Origin of the sequence: Chitinophaga sp. Hz27, assembly GCF_042263525.1 — a bacterium.
Lineage (GTDB): Bacteria > Bacteroidota > Bacteroidia > Chitinophagales > Chitinophagaceae > Chitinophaga.
This window is the reverse complement of the sequence record NZ_JBHKFJ010000005.1, coordinates 338518-363324: the sequence shown is the minus strand read 5'-3', so window position 1 is coordinate 363324 and position 24807 is coordinate 338518. Positions and strand designations below refer to the sequence as shown.

Here is a 24807-nt window from a genome sequence, read left to right as displayed (position 1 = left end):
TATTTCTCTTGATATCATTCATCCTTAAGTATTATCTACAAAACAGAAAAATCTAACGAATAAAACTAAACACTTAGATCAGATTTAATCATCGTATAGCGTACAAATACTGTTCAATACCGAACAGTATTTGTATTAGTATCGAACAAAAAAATGAAATTGTAATTGATTAAATGATTGATTATTATTGTTTTATTACGTGGCATTATATTGTATGTGCCATTGGCAATTAATACTGGCAGCATATGTTCAAAAATTACTATCGGCTCGCATGGCGAAATTTGCAACGTAGTAAAGGATTTGCAATTATCAATATTCTCGGATTGGCAATCGGTATGGCAATTGTCATCCTGATTGGATTATGGGTAGAAGATGAATTGTCTTATGACAAATCTATTCCCGGCTATAACAGGAATGTGCAACTAATGCATCATTGGAATGATGAAGTGAATAAAAAAATAGCCACTGTCCCTTATCTGCCAATTCCCGCCGCCACAGAGCTAAAAACAAAATACAGCGCCTATTTTAAATATGTAGCCTTAGCAAGACCTACAACAGGGCGCATATTTGGTGATGGTGAAAAGAAGATGTCCCGTAGTGGCCTTTATGCGGAGCAAGATTTAGCCAGTATTTTATCGTTGCAAATATTGAGTGGAGGCATTGCTGGCATGAATGACCCTAATTCAGTTTTTATCAGTGCAAGTACTGCTGCGGCTTTTTTTGGTAAAGATAATGCGGTAAACAAAACCCTGAAATTTGATAATAAAACCCTTATTACCGTTGCTGGCGTTTATGCTGATTTTCCGCGTAACAGCTCTTTTTATGGAACAGATTTTATTCTTCCCTGGGCACACCTGGTAGCAGAAAAAAGCTGGGTAAAAAACGCCTACGATCAGTGGAATAACAATTCATTCCAGCTATATGCACAACTGGCGCCTAATGCAAACCAGGAGAAGGCTGCCAATGCCATTAAGCTAATGCTGCAACACAGGTCTGGCCGAAACGATGGAGCCGTGTTGTTTATGCATCCGATGTCTAAATGGCATCTTTATGAAGAATTTACCAATGGTGTCAATACCGGCGGAAGCATCAGGTATGTGGTGATATTTGGGATTGTTGGCCTGTTTGTGCTGATATTAGCCTGTATCAATTTTATGAACCTGAATACTGCTCGTTCTCAAAAAAGGGCCAAAGAGGTAGGGGTTCGCAAGGCAATCGGTTCGGAACGGAAGCAACTGATTTTTCAATTTCTTATCGAAGCCATCTTGGTAGCTGGTTTAGCCCTGGTGATTTCACTTTTAATGGTAATCCTGTCACTGCCATGGTTCAATAGTGTTGCTGATAAGCAGATACATTTCCCCTATACCAGTCCTTTATTCTGGGGAATAGCTGTGAGTATGGTGCTTATAACAGGGCTCCTGGCTGGAAGCTATCCTGCATTTTACCTATCGTCGTTTAATGCATTGAAAGTACTGAAAGGTACCTTTAAAGTAAATCCTGTTGCGGCATTACCAAGGAAGGTATTGGTAGTGGTGCAGTTTTCCGTATCGGTTGCACTGATTATAGGTACATTTATTATTCTCCAACAGATAAAATATGCCAAAGAACGTCCACTCGGATATGATCAGAATGGGTTGATAAATATTTCCATGAGCACACCAGACCTCTATGGAAAATATGACCTCTTGCGGACAGAACTGATGTCATCTGGTGCTGCCATCAATATGGCAGAAGCATCCAATTCCGCTTCCGTCATAAATGCACACTTAGGTGGCTTTGACTGGACAGGAAAAAATCCTGAAATAAGCCACGTCTTTGGTGTATCATGGGTGTCACATGATTTTGGTAATACAGTAGGGTGGCAGTTTGTGGCAGGACGAGATTTTTCCCGGAACTTCTCCACTGACTCCAATGGCATCATTTTGAACGAAAGTGCAATTGCCCTGATGGGAATTACATCACCTATCGGTGCTACCATTCGCTTCGATGACCATCCTTTTCATATACTTGGGATTATTAAAAACGTTGTGATGGAATCTCCTTTTGACAAGGCAGCTCCGGCGGCTTTTATGATGGACTACGATAACGTTTCAGATATTACCATAAGATTGAACCCGGCCATGTCCACACATCAGGCGATTGGAGAGATAGAAAAAGTAATGAAGAAATACAATCCGGCAGCCCCTTTTGAATATCGCTTTATTAATGATGAATTTAATAATAAATTCAAGACAGAGGAACGTGTTGGAAAGTTAACTTCTTCCTTTGCCATCCTGGCTATCTTTATCAGTTGCCTGGGCATTTTTGGACTTGCTACCTTTACCGCAGAACAACGTACCAAGGAGATTGGCATCCGGAAAGTATTGGGAGCCTCGGTGGTACAGCTATGGACAAATCTATCCCGTGAGTTTTTAATTTTGGTATTTATAGCTTTTGCTGTTGCAATGCCACTTGCATGGACGTTTATGTCCCACTGGCTAAATGCTTACGAATACCGGGTGAATATTACTATCTGGACTTTTATATTTACTGCTGTACTAACGTTGATGATTACACTGAGTACAGTAAGTTACCAGGCACTGAAAGCTGCACTGGCCAATCCTGTTGATAGTCTGAAAGCAGAATAAAAAAAGCGGCGATATTCATCGCCGCTTTAAAATGGAGTGTTTCAATAGCAATAAACTGGTAGCTTGTTAGCATAAGTGTAACAACGAACCAATATTTGATTGCAGTTGAAACACTCCATTATTAATTATATGCATGGGCAATTACTTAATACCCTGGGTTCTGTACCAGCGTTGAGTTTACATCGATCTCACGTTGTGGTACCGGGAACACCAGCATATTGTCGTCGTATTTGAGATTACCTACATTCAATTGCAAACGCTTTACTATCCAGAAGTTGTCGCCTTCGAAAGCAAGCTCTAATCTTCTTTCCTGTACTACGTCATCTGCGGCAACAGTGGCCAGCGGAATCGCTTTAGAACGATTTCTTACAGCATTCACATCGTTGAGTGGTGTATCCCCAACGGAAGTGCCTGCACGAAGATTCGCTTCTGCACGAACCAGGTACATTTCTGCAAGACGTACTACAGGAATAGTACCATACAAATCTCTCCATTTGCTGGTGGTAATGCTGGAACTATCTGAAGAATAGTTATAGAATTTTCCACGTGTATCTCCTGCATCATATTGTGCAAGCTGATCTGGACTGATGGTTACATCATTACGTTGGTCTAAACCATAGAAAGTAACCAAGCCGTTATTGGATGTACCGGCATTACTCTGGCTGGTTTGAAGGATCGCAAAGATATCTTCTGCTGAAAGCGCAGAGTTATTGAATTCTGCATCAAAAGAAGGTACCAGGGTGTATTCTCCTGATTGAATCACTACATCAGCCGCTTTGGCTGCCTCTACATAATTATGCTGCGCCATGTATACTCTCGCTAGGAAAGCATATGCAGCATATTTTGTTGCCCTGCTTTTATTCTTTTTCTCTGAATAACTATCCGGTAAATTAGCAGCAGCTTCCTGTAAGTCGGCAATGATCTGTGTGTAAATAGCACTTACGCTTGCCCTGGGCTGCTTGGTAGCTGCCAGGTCTGCAGGACTTATAACAGCAGCTGTAATTAGTGGTACAGCAGGATTTTTATCTACATTGCCTGCGGAATATGGCAAACCATAAAATCCGGCCAGTTCATAGTAAGTAATAGCACGAATGAATTTGGCCTCAGCAGAAAGCGTAGCCTTGTTAGCAGCACTTACTTTACTCATATTAGCCAATACAATGTTAGCGGTATTAATTGTGACATAGCCTCTTCCCCAAACATCACTTGGAATACTTCCGCTTTTCTGCATCTGGTGAGTATTTACCTGCGAATAGTTTAGGAAAGTTCCCTGGTAGGTGATGAAATCCGGATTAGAGATGAGGTCAGACAAGAATATATAACGTTCCCCAAATGCACTAGGATCTTGCAGCGAGTTATAAGCACTCAGCATGATGGCGGTTACGTCGTCCTCTGTTTGGATCTGTTCCGGCGAAATCTGTTGTCCTGGCTTTACATCCAGCTTTTTATTACATGCTGAGGTGAATACCATCGCCGCAGGTAATATGATATAACTGATATATTTAGTTAATGATTTCATTGCTTTAACTTTTAATGATTCATATTTTTTCAATCCCGGCTACTATTAAAATTTCACATTAAGTCCCAGTGTCCATGTTTTCGCTTGTGGAACAGTATAGAAGTCGATGCCACCGGTGATGTTTCCCAAAGTATTGGAGTTTACTTCCGGATCGCTCATATATTTAGTTTTGGTCCACAGGTTATAGCCTGCAACGAAAATGCGGGCACTGTTCAGTTTCACTGTAGATACAACAGATTTAGGCAGATTATATCCTAATGTTACTGACTTTAAGCGGATGTATGAACCATCGTAAATCCATTGTGAAGAAGGCGCCTGGTTACCATTTCCAAAGAAGTGGGAGAGGCGTGGTATGTTGGTAATATCACCAGGTTTCTGCCATCTGTTCATCTGGTCAATGGTCTGGTTGTCGTAACCGCCACCAAAGCCCACAGACTGGTACTGGCCGGCCTGGTTGTAGATCTGGTTGCCTTCTACAAATGTGAAGAACACGCCCAGGTCAATACCTTTATAACTGAAGGTATTGGTGAAACCACCTGTCCAGTCAGGGTTTGATTTACCAACCACACCTCTGTCGGCCTTAGTGTAATCATTAGTTGTTTTACCATCGCTGGTATAATACAATGCATCTCCGGTAGCAGGATCTACGCCAGCATAACGCTGCATGTAGAATACGCCGATAGGCTGGCCTTCTACAGCACGTTGCACACCACTTTCAATAATCTGACCATCGATAGATTTCACTCTGTTTTTGTTGTAGGCCAGGTTCAGTGAGGTCGTCCAGGTAAAATTTCTAGTCTGGATATTACGGGAGTTCAACAGTATCTCCACACCTTTGTTTTCCATGGCGCCAACGTTTCTGTAGATAGAGCTAAAGCCGCTAGCCAGTGGTACATTGGTTCTCAGCAACAGGTCGGTGGTTTGTTTATTATAGTAATCAATTTCACCACTCAGCCTGTTGTCAAAGAATCCAAACTCGATACCGGCATCTGCTTGTTGTGTGCTTTCCCAATGCAGGGTAGGATCACCCAGCTGAGTAGGCGAAAAGCCTGGTAACATAGGATAGTTGGTAACGCTCAATAATGTATAGTAGTTATTTTCTCCGATTTCCGCATTACCTGTTTTACCATAGCTGGCTCTTACCTTCAGTAAGTTCAGGACTTTACTTCCTTTGAGGAAATTTTCTTCAGAGAGTACCCAGCCCAAAGAACCTGCAGGGAACCAACCATATCTGTTTTTAGGACCAAAACGGGAAGAACCGTCTGTACGGATACTGAAAGAAGCGAGGTATTTGCTCTTGTAGTTATAGTTAGCACGGAGGAAATAAGAAAGGAACGTATAGCGTTGCTCGTTAGAAGAACCGCCGGTAATAGTTCCTGCACCGCCCAGGTTTTTCACTGCGTCAGAAGGGAAGTTCTCTCCGCTTACAGCATTGCCTCTCAGATCATTTTGCAGGTAGCTCATACCTAATACTGCAGAGACATTGTGATTTTCGCTGATGTGCGGCGTATAGGTGAAATAGTTATTTGTATTGAGGATCACGTTTTGTGTGATATTATTACCGCCACGGCCAATGCCGCCGCCATCCTGGGTTGGCTTGCCCTGGAAGAAGTCCTCGTTCAGCATATAAATATCAGTACCCACCTCAGACCTGAATGCCAGGGAAGGCATGAAATTATAATTCAGGAAGGCATTACCGATAGTACGGAAGGTAACCTGCCTGTTATATTCATATTTTTTACTGATCAAACCATTATAGTAGAGTGTATTGGAACTAGGCTCCCCTGTTGAATCGTAAGGGCGTGAAAACGGTACCTGTGCTACTAATTGGCCTGGTGTAGAGAAGGCGTCATCGTTTGAAATGCGGTTCAGTTCTGTACGGTTGATGCCCATATTCACACCGAAAGACAATTTTGAATTAGCGGTATGTTCCAGGTTTAAGCGTGCGCCATATCTTTTGAATCTATTCACAATAACAATGGCTTCCTGATCTGAATAAGATCCTGAAACAAAGTATTTTGTTTTTTCATTACCGCCGCTGGCAGAAAGATCTATCTGGTTAGTATGTGCGGTGTTGCGGAACTCTTCATCCTGCCAGTCGGTATTGATGGCGTTAGTTTTCCAGCCATCGCCGCCGGCCAACGCTGTCATTCTTTTATCTACACGGCCTTTATAATAATTGATGGCATCCGCTTCTGTAGCGAAACCACTTACGTTATTTGCAAAATCATATTTACCATCATTGGTAGCTGCTTCCTCAATAAGCGTTGCATACTGTTGCGTATTCAGGAATTTACGTCTGATAGTTGGTTTGGCAATGCTGCTATTAAGATTGAGTTCAATCCTCGTAGCCTCGCCAATCTTTCCTTTTTTGGTGGTGATCAGTACCACACCATTGGCCGCTCTTGCACCATAAATGGCAGCAGCAGAAGCATCCTTCAGGATTTCTACAGATTCTATATCATCAGGATTGATATCTACTAACGGGTTGGTAGGATCATTACCGGCATCTGATAAACTCTGCGACATAACAGGCATACCATCTATCACATATAATGGCTGGCTGCTGGCGGAGATAGAAGAAGTACCACGGATGCGGATCTTCATACCCTGACCTACCTTACCACTACCTGATTCTATTACCACACCCGGCGCTTTACCTTGTATGGAAGACTCAAAGCTGGCCACTGGTTGGTCGGCAACTTCTTTAGCGGCAAGTTTGGTTACAGAACCGGTAAGTTCCTTTTTATTCTGACTACCATAACCTACCACCACTACTTCGGAAATATCTTTGCTGCCACTACCCATGGCTACATTGATTACTTGTTTGTTGCCAATTTCAATTTCCTGGTCGGCATAACCCAAAAAAGAAAATATCAGTTTTGTTGATTTGTCTGGTACTGAAAGTTCATAACTACCGTTTGCCTGACTGATAGTACCGGTATTGGTACCCTTGATTTTTACAGTAACACCTGGCAAAGCATTACCATCCTTTGAATCTGTGACTTTACCACTAATGCGCTTAGTTTGCGCGAATGAGAGGGTGCTTATGAGCATAAGCAACCCCATAAGCGAGTTTAGACGGAGCATAACACTTGATTTGGTTAATAAAACGATGATTAATTAATAAGTTGACTTATTCGTGCGGGCGTTTGGTTAATAAATGTTTGGTTAATAAATGTTGGCGTAACAATAATTGAGCAAATACTAATCGTTGTATAAAATACCTGGTTTATCAGATCTCACAAGCTTAAACAATAACTGGACGCTTAAAAACTACTTATCAGAAATACGGTCAAATGGGAAATCGGTTTAGCACCGATGTTAACTGGAATGTAATTAACTAATAAAAATAATACTAACCATAATATTTTTTGCAACTCAATTAAAAACAGCTTAAAAAATGATTAGCAATTAATTTAGCAGATTTTTCTGCGGAAATATCGCAGCAGCAAGACTTTTAGCAAACAAGGCTGCAAAAAAAGAAATGTTGTAACATGGAATTTAGCTTAAATTATTTTAATTGATTGACAGCCATAAGGTAATGAATTCAGTACTAGTCAATAAAAAATCCTGTAAGCAACCACTTACAGGATTTTTATTTTAAACAAATTTTAAGCATCTTCTCTTGGTGGCAGATGATAGTTCGTCACCATAAAATCATCGGTAAAGCCCATGCGCGAATAAATACCTTTTCCTAACTGGGACGCCTGTAGTGTAGCCCAGGTGATACCTTTTTTGATCGCCTCATTTAATGCCATCGCCATTGCCTCTTCCGCATATCCTTTTCTACGATGGGCAGGAATAACTCCTAAACAATGAATACCAATGACATCTCCCGTTTGTATTGACAGGATAGTGCCTATGGGTTCTTCATTAAGATATATCAAAAAGTAAGGTATTAGATGCGCCGTTTTCAGAACTGTTTCCGCACTAATCTTGTAACCAAAGCTTTGTGGGTAGAGCGCTTCCCAGATGTCGGCCTGGGCCTGCTCCCGGATCGGGATTAGTTGCAGTCGCCCTGCTACCGGCAGTAGTTCTTTCAAATGCATGGACATGCCCACCTGTTCTGATTTTATCACCAGTCCGGAATTTTTGAGCAGCAATGATTCTTCTTCACTGTTACCACGCCAATGACTATACGTTAAGCCAAGTGGTACGCGTTTAACTGCTTCTATTGCTTGCTGTTGGCCTTCTGCGCCTGTTCCTGGGGCTACCCATACTCTGTTTGGCCAATCCGAACCAGGCACATAACAGTAGTTATAGGAGCTGTCTTTATGTAACGTATTAAAAGTATTGCCCACAATTTCCCAGATGCTGGTCAAATTATTGATATTGCTTTTGATATAATCCATGCTATGCTTTTTTACTAAATTAACAACTATTATTGAGCGGTACCCACCTGTATACCTGTCTTCGCGGTGTTATTGCTTAATTTAATCCATATCAATACTGCACCTGCGAGCATACTGAGCGTAACATAGCTAATGCTTAAAGTAGAAAGAGTGTTTTCGGCGAGCATGGCTGCGATGCTGTTGCTGGCAAGGGCCGTAACAAAATAGGCGCCACCACTGGTAATACCACCTGATATGCCGGCAAATTGTGGGAAACGAGTCAGACAATAAGTAAAATATACATTGTAGACAAACCCAACCAGCAAATGAAGCAGGAAAACGAAACTCATCACAGCAAGGATATGATGCAAGGCTCCTCTGGTAGCAAAGAACAGTATAGCAACACCTACTTGCAAGAGCAGTGCGTACCGTAATTTTTTATGGAAGTCTTTTTGTATCAGCGCCCTACTGAGCAATCCGCCCAAAAGCATAGCCACACCGGAGCCCAAGGCAGTGTATCCGGTTTCTACTGCCGACAAATGAAAGTTGTTTTCAACGATGAATGGTATGGTCATATTGAAGACGATCATCATGGCATAGCTCAAACCTAAAATTATGATCCCCAGACTAAAGTCCGTATTTCTCAACATATTCGTATAGGCCTTGAGGATAGGTTTCAGTTGTATCGGGCCTGGCGTTTTTAATGTTTCGCCGCTGAACATGAGTTCCAATACCAACATAATACCAGCATAGGCTGTCAGGAACCAGAAATTGGCGCGCCAGCCAAAATTAAGTCCTAAATACCCACCCAGGAAAGGCGCTACAATTGGTGCTGTAGCCCAAACGATCGATAAAAGGCTGGTATATCTGCGGCGTTGTTCGCCTTCGTAGAGGTCCACGAATAGTGAACGCTTCGCCATCATAATGATTGAAATCAAAATACCCTGGAGAACACGCATCGCCAGCACCAGTTCAATCTTAGGCGCATAAATAATGACAACGTTGGTAAGCATAAACAGCAATAGGGCTGCCAGGTTGAAACGGTATCTTCCGAAATGGTCAATCAGGCTACCTACGAATAATTGGGAAAGACCATAGCTAAATACGAACACCGTCATCGTCATGCGGATAGCCGCTTCATTTACCCCGAAATCGGTTACCATCTGTGGGAAAGAAGGAATATAGACGTCCAGCGAAAAGCCTGATATCGGAATAAGCATATAGGCCAGGATAGATGGAATACGGCCTTGCTGCTGCGTAATTGTTCTCATGGTAGTATTGGATGATTTCGGATGCTAAGTTCCGAATTACCATGCCCGTTAGTGTTATATTATTTTAAAAGAGATTTATAAGATTTCGTGTATGCCTTGTGGTTAACCCAAGAAAAATCCCTACGTGATGGCATTTGCTATAAAATAAATCCTTTCAAATCTTTTTTGTATGGCTTCTTAAAATCATTCAGCACATCGATGATTTCATCCACTTTTTTGTTTTCAAAAAGATGTATCAACCAAACGCCTATACGTAGAAAGCCTTTATTTTTGATCAGACTGCCTCCCAGCTCAGCTATCTCGTTATCACGGTTGAGGATAAAGGCATCATAGGCACTGCCTTTTTGTAATGCCAGCGCCTCGGCAAAGCACCAGGAACCGTCCCTGGCGTTGCCAAGACTAAACTGCACCAACATGGAATTTGATTTGCTACCCCTGAAACCCAATATAGACATAAAAGGAGACAGGAGGTTTAGCTGGCTGATAACGCCATAGGTCAAAGACGACAGGATAAGATTGATGTTGTTGTAATCCGTTCGGATATTATCGAGGTTGCCATCGGCGATCTCACAGGTGGCGATGCCAAGATCCAAATTAATATGCGCATTCATGCCTAAGAGCAAATGTTGCAGGATAAGATAAGAACGTTGCTTCGTAGCCGTGAATGCCATCTCCCAGGATTTGGTGACAGGTGCTCCCTTCTGCCATTGATCATAAGCATTAAAGTACCTGTTCGCAAACTGAATATCCAGTCGGGCAATGTTCTGGCCATCACCAAATTGTCCGGCTGCAATTCCTTCTTTTACTTTCAGCGTAACCTTATAATACAGCGCGGCGAAATAGCCACTACGATCTTTATGTTGAATGGAGTAAGCAATGATGCTTTCCAGCTTTGCTATGACTTCATCCAGCGTGCTAGCTACAATTGGGGTGGTCGACATATTCCTTGATTTTGGGGATACAATAATATAGCTTTTTTATCTCCCTGATTGTAATTTAAAACATTTAAAATCAATTAATAAGATATTGTATTTAAAAAACTATTTAAAATTCCGATCATTTACATCCGCTTGTTCATCCAAATGAAAAAGCGAATAAAATGGAAAATTTAAAAGGTAAAGTCGCCGTTATATTTGCGGCATCAGGAGAAATTGCCGGCGCAGTAGCCCGCGCCTTTGCGCAGCATGGTGCAAAAGTATATGTTACCGCTAAAAAACTTTCTTCCGTGGATACACTGGTGGCAGACATCAAAGCCAACCGCGGCTGGGCACAAGCAGGAGTGGTAGATGCTTTGGATGAAACAGCGATTGACAGCTATCTACAACAGGTAGTTGCCGACAACGGGCGCTTAGATATGGTATTCAACGGCATTGGTAGTTATTATAAAGATGCCGGCAGCGGTACGCCGAGTACTGTAGCCAGTTTTGAACAATTTATGAACCCCTTGCAAAGAATTTGCGGATCGCAGTTCCTTACTTCAAGGGCGGCGGCGAAGTACATGATCCAAACGAAATCTGAAGGTACGCTCTTGCTGTTAACTGCTTCCATGGCTAAAACCAAGACGCCTAACATGGCAGGATTTGCAGCAGCATGTGCCGCCATCGAAGCGCTGACACGTGTGATGGCAGCCGAATTCGGGCAACACGGCATCAAATCCATATGCATATGCTCCGGCGCGCTCCTGGAAACAAAAAAGATCCAGGGCATGATACATGACTTTGCCGCATTGTCAGGCATTAGTGAAGCGCAGATGTCGCAGCGATACACCCATTTTGATATACTAAAGTCAACGCCTACACTAAAACAACTAGGCGAAACAGCCGCATTTCTGGTCGGTGAAAATGGAATACTCTTTAATAGCCACATAGTAGACCTGGATAATGGAAAATTGAATGTATTGTAATAAGTTTACCAGGTGGCCGGTTACCCAACCACCTTTAATATCCTATCATAACAACTACCTATATGGAAAGAGAAGACATACTGCAAAAGGCTTTGAATGGAGATATACAGGCATTTCAAACGTTGTTCTCTGCGTTTCAAAACCAGCTGAAATCTTATCTCTATCGCTTGCTCACCGATCGCAATGACGTGGATGACCTGACACATGATACTTTTATCAGGGCATTTGATAAAATATCTACCTTCAACCAGGAATCTTCACTGAAGACCTGGGTATTTAAAATTGCCACCAACCTGGCTTACGAACATCTTAGAAAATTGAAGAGATGGCCGGTAGATGCACAGGACCAGGGCGCCATGCTGGCCATCGGCACACCACCGATCAGTGAATCATTCAGGGTGGTTCATCAAACCTTCAATGCGGCCGCCTATGAAATGAAAGAGCATATCGATTTTTGTTTTACCTGCATCTCCAAAACATTACCCATCGAAAACCAGGTTGCGCTTATCCTGAAAGATATCTATGACTTCCCCGTCAAAGAAATCTGCCTGATCATCGATAAGTCGGAAGGAGTGGTGAAGCATCTCCTCAAAGACTCCCGCGATACCATGACCACCGTTTTTGATCATCGTTGTGCCCTGGTAAATAAAAATGGGGTCTGCGATCAGTGCAGTCAGCTTAATGGCATCTTTAATCCCAAACAGGACCAGCAAGAGCAACGCATGAAACTTGAACTGGTAAAGGAATCAAAGAAGTTTAACCGCTCGGAATTATATGAGTTGCGTACACAACTGGTAAAGGCGATCGATCCGCTTCGCAGTACCGGCGCTGATTTGCAGGATATCATTATGAGATGTACCCGCACCGCCATTGGAGATGTGGATGATTTTTTTGCAGCGCCCATGTCTAAATCCGATTTATAGGACATCAATTTTAGAAAAATAAAACCCATAAAAATGAAAAAGCTATTATTTTTTATTGTGCTCCTGGCTGTAAGCAATTGTTTGAAGGCACAAGAACTAAAGTCTGAATTCTTATTTGACCTGCAGATTGATCTGGATCGGCAGCAAGCCATTGGCCCGGTGTTGAAGGGTACGCGTGTCATTTTTCCATTCAAAGGCGGCGACATAAAAGGAAATACTATTACTGGGAAAATATTGGAATGCAGTGGAGAATGGGGACTGGTAGTAGATTCTACGACTTTTAAAATGGATTGTCGCGTTACCGTTCAAACAGATGAGGGTGCATTGATATACATCGCATACACGGGTTACAATTATGTAGCACCGCCAAAGAACGCGATTATGAATGCTGGCAAAGGATATGAATTATCTCCATCTGACTATTATTTCCGATCCACGCCTGTATTTGAAACCAGCTCACCTAAATATGCCTGGCTGAATCATACTATAGCCGTTGGGGTAGGGCGTTTTGTTGGACCAGGAAAACTCGTTTACAAGATATACGCTATTAAGTAATAGCTGGTGTAGAAAAAAGCAGCAGGCTGGTAAGTTGAACTTACAAGTCTGCTGCTTTTGTTATTTAGGCAGATGATTAATTTTTGTGAAAAATAAGCGTATCTATCATTCTCCATTTGAGGCTGTCCTGGCTCATTTCAAAGGCCATTTTGAATGTATTTGCCGTAAGGCGTTGGTATACAAAATGCGAATAGACTTTTTGCCCTTGCTGGTTAAGCTGTATGTTGGTTAGCAATAATCCCCCTGCTGAATAGTTGCCCTGGAATTGGCGGTGCCCACCAAAATTGTCAAAAATATAGGCGAGGAGATCACCATTCGCATCCACGCCCCATACGGAATGTGCCTTGTATTGATTCGGCGGTACGTCTGTATGTTCGTATTGAAGCCAGGTGCTGTCCAGCGACATATTAAACGTAGCCGTAGCTGCAATAGGCTTGCCATTTGAAAAGGTGCCTGCGCCTTTCCATGTACCGGTAAAATATTGTATCAGATCTGCAGGGAGCTTATGTTTAGGTTGTTGTGCGCTGCTGGTAAAACACAGGCCGGCACAAAGGAATAACAGGATAGATAGTTTTCTCATAACTTTTTATTTGCGCTAAAAGGCGCGGGGTGTAATAATACATCAAGGTAACGCTTTCTGTTTATTTCATAAAGTTGTTGTGATAAAAGGTTATTTCCTTAGCAGATCAGCCGCAGGTAATGATTACTGGAATCATTTGCCTGCGGCTGATCAATATAAAAATCGATATAATTTATTTACTTATTACCTTTTCGTATGCTTTCCTGGCGCTTCCTCTGAAATATACTTCTCCACAGTATACGTATCCTAGTTTCTCAAAGGTTTTTAACATACCAGGATTATCGAAATTAGTATCCGCTTTAATGCTGAAAATCTGCTGGCTCCTGGCATAGTCTTCCACAGCATTCATGAGCGTTTTAGCAAGTCCCTGCCCAATAAAGTTTTCAGAGATGGCAACCCGATGTACTACGATGAAATCACCTTCGGTAAGCCATTTTCCTTCAATGCCTGCGTAGGCAGGTTCGTCATTGACAATAATGGCGGTATAACCAGCGATGACATCTCCTTTGGTTAAAACAAAACCATTGCCTTTCTCAATATCGGATTTTACTACGTCTTCATTCGGGTACCCGTCCTGCCACTGATTGCTGCCATCCGCCCTTCTGCGAAGTATGGCCTGTTGCAGGATTTCCCAGATCGCAGGAGCATCGGGAGGGGTAGCTTTCCTAAATGTATATTCCATCTCCAGTGATTTTATTAATGCAAAGGTCTGAACTTCAGCCTGTATTTTAAAGCGATATTTTTTAATGATAATGATCGGTAAAAACGATTGATGGCGTAATGATAATTAGTGTTTGTAATTAAACTGTTGAGAGATAAAAAAACGACGCCTCTGAGAGAAGCGCCGTGTCACTGGTCTGAGCCAGTTGATCATCCATCGTGTGAATTTATTCCACCTGTACTACTTCATATTTGGAAGCGCCATTTACCTGTACCGGTTGATAATAGGTAGATCCTACCTGTACATATGACTGGTCGCCAATTTTTACTTCCTTGCCACCGGAAGGGAGATTGGTAACTACTGCACCGGCGGGTGGCGCCACCACTTCATATTTGCTGCCATCTTTCTGATAATAGGCGCCGCCATAGTAGTAGTTAGTGGTATTGTTGACCACCACTGTTTCATAGCCACCAGGAAGAGAAGGCACTGTGCCGCCAATAGGCGCCTGTACCACCGTGTATCCATTGCTGGCAGGTGTATACCAAACACCCTGGTCATAATGATATTGCTGGTTACTAACGGTAACGGCTATTGCAGTAACAGCCAGTGTTGTAAGGAGAAATCCCCAGGGATGCCATACTGGTCCCCAGACATATGGCCGGTAAGGATGATAGTAATACGGATGATAGGCATAATAACGTCTGCCACCGTAAGCATAAGGTGGACGAGGATAGTAGCTTAAATTATTCCGACGTACGACCGTATTTCTATTGTTGATGACGTTTATATCGTGACTATTATTGACGTTGATATTGACATTATTATTGTGGGCATTGTTTATACGGCCATTATTGATATTCGTTCTGTTGTTATTATTGTGAATGGCGTTATTGTTTATCCGGTTATTATTTTGCTGGATATGCTGATTGGGATTATTATGCTGGAAGTTGTGCTGTCGATTATTGGCGGCAGGTCTGTTGATATTATTCCTGTTTTGGTTTTGAAAGCCACGATTATTTTGTGCGGGCCTGTTTACATTCCGTGAAGGCTGCCGCGCAGGCGCAGATCGTTGTGGTCTGTTGTTGCCTCCTCCGCCACGCCGTATCTGCCCTTGAGTTAGCGCAGGCCATTCAAACATAATGATCAGCATAAGGCTGATATTAATAAAACGAAAGTATTTCTGTTGTGAGCTTAGCATAACCGCAGTATTTGATGAAATAATAAGATGTTTGCTACAGTAGTTATGCTGGAAGGAACGTGTTGCGTAAGCTTTTTACTGATGTATGTATTCTGAAAACAAATGCCCGCTTATATTGTTTCCTTTATAGCAGAAATATTCTTTTAACAACCTGAACCAGCTCTGTATTTTTTTCATTGGTAAGTTTTTTTCATCAGTATAATGGGGTTGCAGGCAACTGCTTGCAACCCCTTATTTCAGGGTTATGACAACAAGACTTCCCAGGGAACAGCCGTTGTTCCTCTCCAGGCAACGAATCCGTCAGGGCGTACCAGCAGCGCTTCTCCTGGGGCCGCGCCAGTGGCTTCTTCCCATTGCGCCAGATTATCCTCTTCTAACGGGAACACCTGTACGGGAATATGCTGCTTTGCCAATAGCTCCTGCCAGTATGAATGGGTTCCGTTTACGAAAAGTGTGAATTGTCCTTTTATGGTATCCAATATAGATTTTGTATGTGCTTCATCCAGCCAGAAGTGCGGCATACGTGTGCCTGGAAGTCCGTATAATACTTTATCCGCTGGCATTTCAGGTGCAGAAGATGGTATGGCAACGGGATACTGATAATCCGGTATGCCTAATAAATTCCGCAATTGCCTGCTGGCAGCGGCTTCCTGCTCTTCAGGCTTTGAATGCTGCCACGACTGCATTTGTCCTGTAGGTTGACGAAGCATAATTTCTTCTTCTTTGAGCATACCGCGTTCGTCAGCGAGGGTGGCAGAACGCAGGGTGTTAGCTAATCCTATGGGTTGTCTTTCGGTGGTAAAGGAATCGAGTAACCCGGAAATGGCATGACCTTTTAATACAGCTGCCAGTTTCCAGGCGAGATTTTGTGCATCCTGTATGCCTGTGTTAGCGCCTTTGCCGCCGTAAGGCGTCATGGTATGTGCAGCATCGCCTATGAGGAAAATGCGGCCGTTTTGCATCGTATCCGTTGCCCTGGCGGTCATCTCCCAAGGCAATACACTTAAAATACGCATTGGCAGCTGCGGAATGCCCAATGCTGACCTTAAAATTTCCAGGAGCCTGTCTTCCGTATAATCCGCGGCCGTTTCGCCCTTATTAGGGTAATATCTCAGCTGATATACCCAGCGATCACTATTATTGATAGCGCTTATAAAGCCAAGGATGTCGGGTCTGTCGATGATACACAAACTAAACTCACGGTCACGCACTAGTGTGGCCATATCTGCTTCGAAGTAGATGTTAAGGAAATAGGATAGCACGCCAGGGCCACTAACGGGTAAGTTTAGTTTTTTCCGGACAGGACTGTTGGCGCCATCGGCAGCAATTAGGTAATCGGCAGTGATGGTAGTGGTTTCCCCTGTTTCCCTTTTTTTGAGTATGGCGGTGATGCCATTGTGATCTTGTGTATAATCGATCATTTCTGTATGAAAGCGCAGGTCGGCGCCACGGGCTTCTGCGGCGGCGCGCAGCACGGGTTCTGCAAGGTCTTGCGTACAGCGTGCACCACTTTCTGGACTGAGTTTAGCCATATGTTCCAGACCTTTTAGCTGACTGGGATAGGTGATTTTTCCCGACTCCCTTGGCTTTATTGGCGCTAATGCTTCCGCCAGATTATTACCCCGCAGAATGCCCCATGCCGGGCCGAGTGCCTTGCCAGCTTCACGTATAGCCTCACTGATGCCCAGCTCCCGGAAAAGCTCCATGGTACGGATGTCGAAGCCTCTTGCACGGGGATGGATAGAGGTGCCCTGATGGCGCTCCACCAATAGCGGCCGGATACCCTGCTGTAATAAAAATAATGCCGCTGAAAGTCCTGTGATCCCACCACCAGCAATCAATACCGGTACATGAAGCTTATTTGTTGTTTTCATCATTCAATTGTTTATGCAAAGCTCCGCGTTCCAGGCAGGGAAGGAGTGCACAAAACGGATTAATAATTACCATTTTTGAAACACAGGATGTTATATTTGTATATATGGAATCCTCTCCTGCACATGCTGCTGCCTTCAGTGACGTTTTCCAGATTCCTGAAGGCGAAGTACATCAATATCGTTTGCCACTGCCAGATGTAGCCGGCAGTGGGAAGTTTATTGTCTGCGGAGATATTGCTATTGCTGACGGAAATGTAGCAGGAGGGACAGCGGATTTTTCCTGGCAACATTATAATGAAAAAGCCTTCGTAGAACTCAACTTTGTAATGGCGGGGCAGCTGTTTCAAACTCATGAAGGATTGATGCAGCGGCAGTTATTAAAACAAGGATATTCCAATATATTATACAATCCAGGCTCCTGGGAAAAGAACGAACTGGCAGGAGATAAAGGTTTTCATAATTTGGGGGTACACATAAGACCCGAAAAAATGATGGCCTTACTAAGCAGCTATGCGCCTGAGTTGCAGCACCTGGCAGAAAAAATTGATAAGGGCGAGCATTTTGTTTTGCACTCGCCTGCCGCATATTTCAGTCCTCAATTGGAGTATGTTCTTGGCCAGGTTTGGGAAACGCCGGCGCCACTGGGGCTCCGCCGACTGCATGTAGAAACCCAGGTGCTACAATTATTCTATCTTCAATGTGCCGCCACCATGGCTGCACTGCACGCAGCGCCAGCTGATGGTTTACGTACAGCCGATCGCGATAGGCTGCAACATGCACGGCAATACTTGCTGGATAATCTTTTATTACCACCTACGCTGAGTGAACTGGCCAGGATCTGCGGCCTGAACGAATTCAAGCTCAAAAAAGGTTTCCGGCTGTTATTCGGACAAAGTGTTTTTGGATTTGTGAGTAATGAAAGGCTCAATACTGCACGCCAGCAAATACTCCAGGGGGATCATAATATTTCTGAAATCGCCTACGCACTTGGCTATACGCACCCACAACATTTTCACCGTGCCTTTAAAAAGAAATTCGGTTTGACACCCGGCGCCTTGCTGAAATAATAGGCATCAGCAACAAAAAAGATCCCTGGTCTGTGCTTACTGCCTTTTTTCATGTAATTCATTCTGTTGGTAAACATCTTTCCCTTATTTTCGCGATTTGGCGTAACCGCCACTGTAGCATAACCTGTACAACAAAAGCTGATTTAACCTATATGCAAGACACGCGTAAACATCCTGTAGCATTGCCATTCCTGTTTCTTTCCGAGATGTGGGAGAGATTTGGGTTTTACCTGATCCTGGGTATATTCCAGTTATTCCTTACCGATACTGCAAGAGGGGGCTGGGGTATGGACCGCGCCACCGCCGCCGATATCTTCGGTACTTTCATCGCTTTCGTATACCTGACACCGTTCCTGGGTGGCCTCATTGCCGATAGAAAACTCGGTTACACCAAATCCATTATCATCGGTGGTATACTGATGGGTATCGGCTATATGGGACTGGCCGTGCACAACCTGACGGTCTTCTACCTCTCGTTGGGACTGATCTGTATCGGCAACGGCTTTTTCAAACCCAATATCTCCACGCTGTTAGGCAATGTATACAACGACAACAAGTATCGTAGTCGTAAGGATACCGGTTATAATATCTTTTACATGGGTATTAATATCGGTGCTTTTATCTGTAACTTTTTTGCGGCCTTTCTGCGTAATACAGTTGGCTGGGGAGCTGCTTTCATCGCGGCAGGTGTAGGAATGTTCCTGGGTGTGATTATTTTTTCTATTGGTATAAAGCACTACCGTCATGCGGATGTACGAAAACCAGAACAGGAAGGAGATATGTCGCTCAGTAAGATATTCTCGGTAGTATTCCTGCCAGCGATTGTGGTGGGTGTAGGCGCATGGTTTATCCCTGGTAATATCTTTGGCTCCGATTCTACAGATGCGTTTATCTTTGCATGTATCCCAATATTGTTCTTTTTTGTATCGCTGCTGGTAAAGGCAGATACTAAGGAGCGTAAACCAATTTCAGCGCTGCTGGCTATTTTCGCAGTATCTATTGTGTTCTGGGCAGTATTTAAGCAGAACGGCACTGCACTGACCACATGGGCACAATATTATACAGATAGAGAAATTCCTGCTGCTATTGAGCCTGCCGCCAAGAAGCTCTACCTCGTAGAAACAGTAGAGAACAAAATGGATTCTGTGACTGCCTTTGATGAGGAGTTTAGAATGGTACGTGATGCCGCTGGCAAGCCAGCAAAGGTTTGGGGCAAAGTGCCTTACTTCAAAAATGTGGCGCCGGAGAAAATGCCGGCAGAAGGTACCAGCATTAGCTTATTCAATACTGAGTTGTTCCAATCTATTAATCCGTTCTTTGTAATTACGCTGACACCATTAATAGTGGCTTTCTTTGCGCTACTGCGAAGGAGAAACCGTGAACCATCTACACCCTCTAAAATTGCATGGGGATTGCTCATCTCGGCGATGTCGACCCTGCTGATGGTAGGTGCTGTATATGTGTGTAGCAACGGCGCTATCAAAGCATCACCATGGTGGTTGGTAGGCTGTTACGGTGTAATAACAGTGGGGGAGTTGTTCCTGAGCCCAATGGGCTTATCGCTGGTATCTAAGCTGAGTCCTGCCCGCCTTACCTCATTGATGATGGGAGGCTGGTTCCTGGCTACTTCCATCGGTAATAAGCTGTCAGGTATCCTCGCTACACTTTGGGATACTTACGATAATAAAGCGAATTATTTCCTGGTAAACTGCCTGTTACTGGGCGGTGCCGCGGCGGTTATCTTTTTGATGCTGCGCTGGCTGAATGGGATATTTAAAGAATATGTGAAGTAAGATAAATTAATCATTTAGCAGAAAGAGGATGTTCTAATTGGGCATCCTCTTTTTGCATTTTTATAGGTTAGGTTAATATCAATGTCCTGTGATGATGTGCCTTAAAACACCTGATTTTGCCAGCATGATATAAAAAGTAATTAAACTGCTTAGACTTGTTCCCAGTAGATAAACGATGTAATAGAAGGTAATACCATCTCCAATTTGCTGGCCTTCCAGTGTGGAGATGGATATTACTGTGCTGGCAAGCATTAAGAGAATATGTGCAGTTATGAAGAAAAACGCCAACAATGCTGCATCGATAAGAACACCCTGATAGACTGCAAAACAGACTGAAATTAGCGTGATGAAACATGCGCCTACCAGGTATTTTATCATCTTTTTATTGTCTATTAATATGGCTCCCATTAGAAATGCCACAATGGATAAAGATATTATTGGTTGCCGGCAACATCGTTGGATGCAGTTCCTGGCGCCATGTAATTATAGAAATAAAGCCATATACACAGTAGCGCAGAAATAATAATTAATATGCGTCGAAAGCCTTGTTCGACATAAGGAGATCCTTGTTCCATAGGAAAGTACAGTATAGGAATATTAGCGCATAAAGATAATACAATAGCCTAATCCTGCTGATATAGAATAATTTCACTAGAAAATTTGAAGGATAATTGATTGAAATTCAAATGGTGTATGATTGCCTGTAATGCCAGTCTGCACGATGTTTTAAGGAGATTTTTTGCTTCAGTATATTCTGGCATAGGATTTTCTCTCTGTAGATGATTATGTTTTATTAAACCTATCAATCCCTGTACAGCTCATGAAAAAAATTATCATCTCCCTGATCATCTTATTGTCCTGCGGCCTCGCTCATGCACAAACGATCCGCGACAGTCATTACAGCACCAAGTATAATGTCAGCAGTGATGGCACTATTAGAGGTAGTGGCTATCAGACGCTCGGCTATATTAAAAGTGATGGTACCGTACAGAATTCACATTACCAGACAATAGGCTACGTAAAAGATGACAGAGTACAAAATAGTAGTTATTCCACTGTGGGGTATATCAAAAAAGATGGGACTATACAGAACAGTGGCTACAGTACACTAGGTTACATAAAAGATGATGGACGTGTGCTAGACAGCCACTATAGTACCATTGGATCTGCGTCCGGCATAAAGCGGGAGTGGGCGGCGGTGATCTTCTTCTTTTTTGACTTTTGATAGAAAACTATATAAATAAAAAAGGTGGTTGAATTTTCAACCACCTTTTAGTTATTCTGTAACCAGCTTTCCTGCTTTTAGGATACCGATCCATTTTTCAATTTCTTCTGGAGAGATGTCCCTGTTACGGGCCATAAAGGAAGTCAGATGAATATTGAGTTTTCCTTTCACAAAATAGAATAATGAACACTCTTTTTCTTTAGGATCATACTGTTTGAACAGCGCTTTATCCGCTTCTTCAGTAATAGTGATCACCTTGGCAGCCCCATCTGCCGGTGCAAATGTTTTTACGAAATCTTTAACCAAGGCTTTAAATGGCATACCTGCCATAGGTGGGATACGCATGAACATAACCGCAGTCGTGTAATTCTCCATTGTCTGCCGCTCTAGATGTACATAATAACCTGTCATGATATCCGTTTTTGTTTCGTTGGTGGTTACCCAAACATTATCATCCGGCAAACTAATCGTAAAAGTTTCAGGCGCCGGGAGCTGAGTACATCGGAATGATTTTGCGACAGCATGGAATACTTCTCTGGTCTGCTTATACCTGATTGCAGTAGTAGTACAGGAAATTACATAAATATTAAATCGGTTCGACATCACAAAGCAGGCCACATAAGCGCTGTCAAACTGTCCAACCGGTGCTATAATATTTTCTACCCATAATAGCTTTTGCCTGCCTGTTTGATAAACACCCTTTGCTACGGTTCTGTACTGAACAAGTCCCAACTTGGATTGTATATCCTCAAATGCCTCATCACTACTCATGCCAGCAAGTGGAAGGACGGCCACATTGAAAACATCAGGACTGGCAGCACCATTGAGGATTTCTCTACTCTTTGCGGAAACGGCGATGGTAGTTGTGTCTGGCTTACGATACGACCAGTTTGATGGAATAGTGATACTAAAACTGTTAATACGATCTTTGAATACAAATGGCTGCTGCTGGGCCTTGGCTGTAAATACAGTCAGCATATAGGCTACAAGGAAAAAATATTTCATAAGAAAAAATTGCAAGCAGCAAATGTAGGGTATTCTGTTTTTATCGAAAATATACCAACCTGTTATGTCATTTTTAAATGACTGGAGCTATCTGAACAAAATGAAGGTTTCCCCGGTTTCTTTATGATACATATTCAGATCACAACTTTTTAACAAAAAGCTTTTTTATGAGTAAGTTAAAACTGAAAGACGGTACCGAAATGTATTATAAAGACTGGGGCTCCGGCCAGCCAATTGTATTTCATCATGGATGGCCACTTTCCGGCGACGATTGGGATGCGCAGATGATCTATTTCCAGCAGCAGGGATACCGCGTCATTGCGCACGACAGAAGAGGCCACGGCCGCTCCACTCAAACCTCCGATGGTCATAATATGGATACTTACGCAGCCGATGTGGCGGAGCTAACCACCGCCCTGGATCTGAAAGATGCTGTCCATATCGGACACTCTACCGGTGGTGGTGAAGTCATCCGTTATGTCAACAAACATGGCAAAGGAAGAGTAGCCAAAGCCATTCTAGTCAGTGCAGTAACACCTATCATGGTGCAAAGCGCCAGCAATCCTGATGGAGTACCACTTAGCGTATTTGATGAAATTCGCCTGAAAACCGCTACAGACAGGCTTCAATACTTCAAAGACTTCCCAATGCCATTCTACGGCTATAACCGCCCGGGCGCTAATATTAAACAAGGTGTATGCGATAACTGGTGGCGACAAGGAATGATGGGTGCTATCAATGCGCATTATGAATGCATCAAAGCCTTCTCTGAAACGGATTTCACAGAAGACCTTAAGAGCGTTGATATCCCGGTGTTAGTGCTCCACGGTGAAGATGACCAGATCGTGCCTTACCAGGTTTGCGGCGTGAAAGCAGCTAAGTTGCTCAAACATGGTAAACTTATCACTTACCCTGGATTCCCGCACGGAATGCCTACCACAGAGGCGGAAACTATCAACAAGGATATTCTTGCCTTTATCAAATCATAACTGATAGTAGAAAAAATTAATTATTACGGGTGTCTTGAAAATAATTTCAAATTGAAATTGCAAATAATTGATTATTTATTAGCGATGAGATTTGCAGGGGATACCTTTGGTATCCGCTAGGTGGGGCGCGCTGCGCGCTGTAGGCTAGCACCTGAAAAATTATTTTTGAGACATCCCTCTTTTTCTTTTTATAATAGGCACCTATATTAAACCATGTGACAGAAGTTTGAAGATATCATGCATGGTATTTCACCAAACCAACTATACGAATCATTATAATATTTATTCAATCACCAATTTTCCTTTCATGAATACCTCCTGCCAGTGCTCAGCCTCTCCAGTGTTGAATCGTGGACGGTGAACGATATAGCCTATCATATGTATTGCAGCATCGCCTTTACGGATAAAGAACAAATTTGCTTCATTGACAGTGTCATTAGTTTCAATTTTTATTAAGCCATAATTTGGATCATTTGCCAATATGGTGATTGCAGGATTGGTATATTGCTTTTCTGCCTGGGCTTTCATATTGGCTAGTATAGCACTAATGTCTGTTGATGCAGCGGATTTTACGATGGTGAAATTCAGGAGCTTAGTCCAGCTTTTCACTGATTCTCCTGCTGGTACCATTTGATAATTACTTACCTGTTCGTTTTTGTTTTCAGCAACTATTTCCCATTGCGTATCTCCATTCAGATCTATCTTAAATACCTCGGAAGGCAGGTGCAGGTCTGTTTTGAATGTTTTGGCGATACTATGAAAGAGTGGCTTTACCAGCTTTCGCCTGTCTGGCGTAGTGGCGCAGGTGAGCAGATAAGCCCTGTCCATGTTATACAGCAGGAAGTTGAAGGACGCAATTGTATCTTTCTTTAAGCGGCCAACATGAAGATCCTCATACCAGCGAACACGCTTACCATCTACAATATAGGTGCCTGTGTCTATTACCTTCAGGCGGTTGCCAGCCGTGTAGTACATTAAATGCGCAAAAGAGGAATCTACATTGGAGCCTGGGTCCATGACTACCGTTACATTGTAGTTATCATGAATCCTTGGCGCTTCGGGATTTTGCACCAGCAACAATACGTTGATGCTGTCCAGGTTTTTCCAGTAGTGCCATTTATCTGGTAATGACAGTGAGAAATTATGAACATAATCTTTGTATGGATGAAGTTGCTGGGCGCTTACGTTCAACTGCAGGAAAAGAAATAAGGACAGTAATAAATATCGCATATCTTGATTTAAATGACGAAGATAGAACACGTTAAATCATTCTCCACTATAAG

General features: G+C 42.9%; 20 protein-coding genes. 8 read left to right on the top strand and 12 right to left on the bottom strand.

The genetic code is table 11. The annotated features are described in order from the left end of the window. The first annotated feature begins 245 nt into the window (after positions 1-245). Entirely contained in the window at positions 246-2627 is a 2382-nt protein-coding gene (locus ACE38W_RS13515) for an ABC transporter permease (RefSeq protein WP_375831621.1), read from the top strand. Between the two features lie 145 nt (positions 2628-2772). Here the strand turns inward: ACE38W_RS13515 and ACE38W_RS13510 are convergent, their stop codons facing one another. From ACE38W_RS13510 to ACE38W_RS13490, 5 genes are all read right to left on the bottom strand, one after another. Next, positions 2773-4146 carry a RagB/SusD family nutrient uptake outer membrane protein gene (locus ACE38W_RS13510; RefSeq protein ID WP_375831619.1) on the bottom strand — a complete coding sequence of 458 codons (1374 nt, stop codon included), beginning with the start codon at positions 4144-4146 and terminating at the stop codon, positions 2773-2775. A gap of 45 nt (positions 4147-4191) precedes the next feature. Beyond that, positions 4192-7236: a SusC/RagA family TonB-linked outer membrane protein gene (locus ACE38W_RS13505; RefSeq protein WP_375831618.1), complete on the bottom strand. Its 3045-nt coding sequence runs from the start codon at positions 7234-7236 to the stop codon at positions 4192-4194. A gap of 524 nt (positions 7237-7760) precedes the next feature. Then, positions 7761-8501, bottom strand: coding sequence for a GNAT family N-acetyltransferase (locus ACE38W_RS13500; RefSeq protein ID WP_375831616.1), 741 nt, complete (start codon positions 8499-8501; stop codon positions 7761-7763). A gap of 29 nt (positions 8502-8530) precedes the next feature. Next, positions 8531-9751 (bottom strand): MFS transporter, encoded by a 1221-nt coding sequence (locus ACE38W_RS13495; protein ID WP_375831614.1) that lies wholly within the window; start codon positions 9749-9751, stop codon positions 8531-8533. A 137-nt stretch (positions 9752-9888) separates the two neighbouring features. Beyond that, positions 9889-10692, bottom strand: a complete 804-nt coding sequence (locus tag ACE38W_RS13490) for a DUF5995 family protein (RefSeq protein ID WP_375831611.1) — start codon at positions 10690-10692, stop codon at positions 9889-9891. A 158-nt stretch (positions 10693-10850) separates the two neighbouring features. Between ACE38W_RS13490 and ACE38W_RS13485 the strand changes: the two genes are divergently transcribed. From ACE38W_RS13485 to ACE38W_RS13475, 3 genes are all read left to right on the top strand, one after another. Next, entirely contained in the window at positions 10851-11654 is an 804-nt protein-coding gene (locus ACE38W_RS13485) for an SDR family NAD(P)-dependent oxidoreductase (protein ID WP_375831609.1), read from the top strand. Positions 11655-11716: 62 nt separating this feature from the next. Continuing rightward, entirely contained in the window at positions 11717-12577 is an 861-nt protein-coding gene (locus ACE38W_RS13480; RefSeq protein WP_375831607.1) for an RNA polymerase sigma factor, read from the top strand. Between the two features lie 33 nt (positions 12578-12610). After that, positions 12611-13132, top strand: a complete 522-nt coding sequence (locus ACE38W_RS13475; protein WP_375831605.1) for a DUF3237 domain-containing protein — start codon at positions 12611-12613, stop codon at positions 13130-13132. A gap of 76 nt (positions 13133-13208) precedes the next feature. On the opposite strand, the gene ACE38W_RS13470 is transcribed toward ACE38W_RS13475, so the two are convergent. From ACE38W_RS13470 to ACE38W_RS13455, 4 genes are all read right to left on the bottom strand, one after another. Then, positions 13209-13712, bottom strand: a complete 504-nt coding sequence (locus ACE38W_RS13470; RefSeq protein WP_375831604.1) for a hypothetical protein — start codon at positions 13710-13712, stop codon at positions 13209-13211. Between the two features lie 172 nt (positions 13713-13884). Beyond that, the gene (locus ACE38W_RS13465; RefSeq protein WP_375831602.1) at positions 13885-14394 is read right to left on the bottom strand and encodes a GNAT family N-acetyltransferase; all 510 of its coding nucleotides are present in this window, start codon (positions 14392-14394) and stop codon (positions 13885-13887) included. Positions 14395-14599: 205 nt separating this feature from the next. Beyond that, positions 14600-15571 carry a DUF6515 family protein gene (locus ACE38W_RS13460; protein WP_375831600.1) on the bottom strand — a complete coding sequence of 324 codons (972 nt, stop codon included), beginning with the start codon at positions 15569-15571 and terminating at the stop codon, positions 14600-14602. Between the two features lie 242 nt (positions 15572-15813). After that, the gene (locus tag ACE38W_RS13455) at positions 15814-17445 is read right to left on the bottom strand and encodes an FAD-dependent monooxygenase (protein WP_375831599.1); all 1632 of its coding nucleotides are present in this window, start codon (positions 17443-17445) and stop codon (positions 15814-15816) included. A gap of 104 nt (positions 17446-17549) precedes the next feature. On the opposite strand from ACE38W_RS13455, the gene ACE38W_RS13450 reads away from it, so the two are divergent. Together ACE38W_RS13450 and ACE38W_RS13445 are read left to right on the top strand one after the other, a co-directional pair. After that, positions 17550-18512, top strand: coding sequence for a helix-turn-helix transcriptional regulator (locus tag ACE38W_RS13450; RefSeq protein WP_375831597.1), 963 nt, complete (start codon positions 17550-17552; stop codon positions 18510-18512). A gap of 152 nt (positions 18513-18664) precedes the next feature. Next, positions 18665-20305 carry a peptide MFS transporter gene (locus ACE38W_RS13445; protein ID WP_375831594.1) on the top strand — a complete coding sequence of 547 codons (1641 nt, stop codon included), beginning with the start codon at positions 18665-18667 and terminating at the stop codon, positions 20303-20305. 78 nt (positions 20306-20383) lie between these two features. Here ACE38W_RS13445 and ACE38W_RS13440 read toward each other — a convergent pair whose 3' ends face one another. Further along, positions 20384-20683: a hypothetical protein gene (locus ACE38W_RS13440; RefSeq protein ID WP_375831592.1), complete on the bottom strand. Its 300-nt coding sequence runs from the start codon at positions 20681-20683 to the stop codon at positions 20384-20386. Between the two features lie 442 nt (positions 20684-21125). Between ACE38W_RS13440 and ACE38W_RS13435 the strand changes: the two genes are divergently transcribed. Then, positions 21126-21530: a 5-fold beta-flower protein gene (locus ACE38W_RS13435; RefSeq protein ID WP_375831591.1), complete on the top strand. Its 405-nt coding sequence runs from the start codon at positions 21126-21128 to the stop codon at positions 21528-21530. A 51-nt stretch (positions 21531-21581) separates the two neighbouring features. Here the strand turns inward: ACE38W_RS13435 and ACE38W_RS13430 are convergent, their stop codons facing one another. Then, positions 21582-22535, bottom strand: coding sequence for a hypothetical protein (locus tag ACE38W_RS13430; protein ID WP_375831589.1), 954 nt, complete (start codon positions 22533-22535; stop codon positions 21582-21584). Positions 22536-22702: 167 nt separating this feature from the next. On the opposite strand from ACE38W_RS13430, the gene ACE38W_RS13425 reads away from it, so the two are divergent. Continuing rightward, positions 22703-23524 (top strand): alpha/beta fold hydrolase, encoded by an 822-nt coding sequence (locus ACE38W_RS13425; RefSeq protein WP_375831588.1) that lies wholly within the window; start codon positions 22703-22705, stop codon positions 23522-23524. 282 nt (positions 23525-23806) lie between these two features. Here the strand turns inward: ACE38W_RS13425 and ACE38W_RS13420 are convergent, their stop codons facing one another. Continuing rightward, positions 23807-24754 carry a hypothetical protein gene (locus ACE38W_RS13420; protein WP_375831586.1) on the bottom strand — a complete coding sequence of 316 codons (948 nt, stop codon included), beginning with the start codon at positions 24752-24754 and terminating at the stop codon, positions 23807-23809. Between the last annotated feature and the right edge of the window lie 53 nt (positions 24755-24807).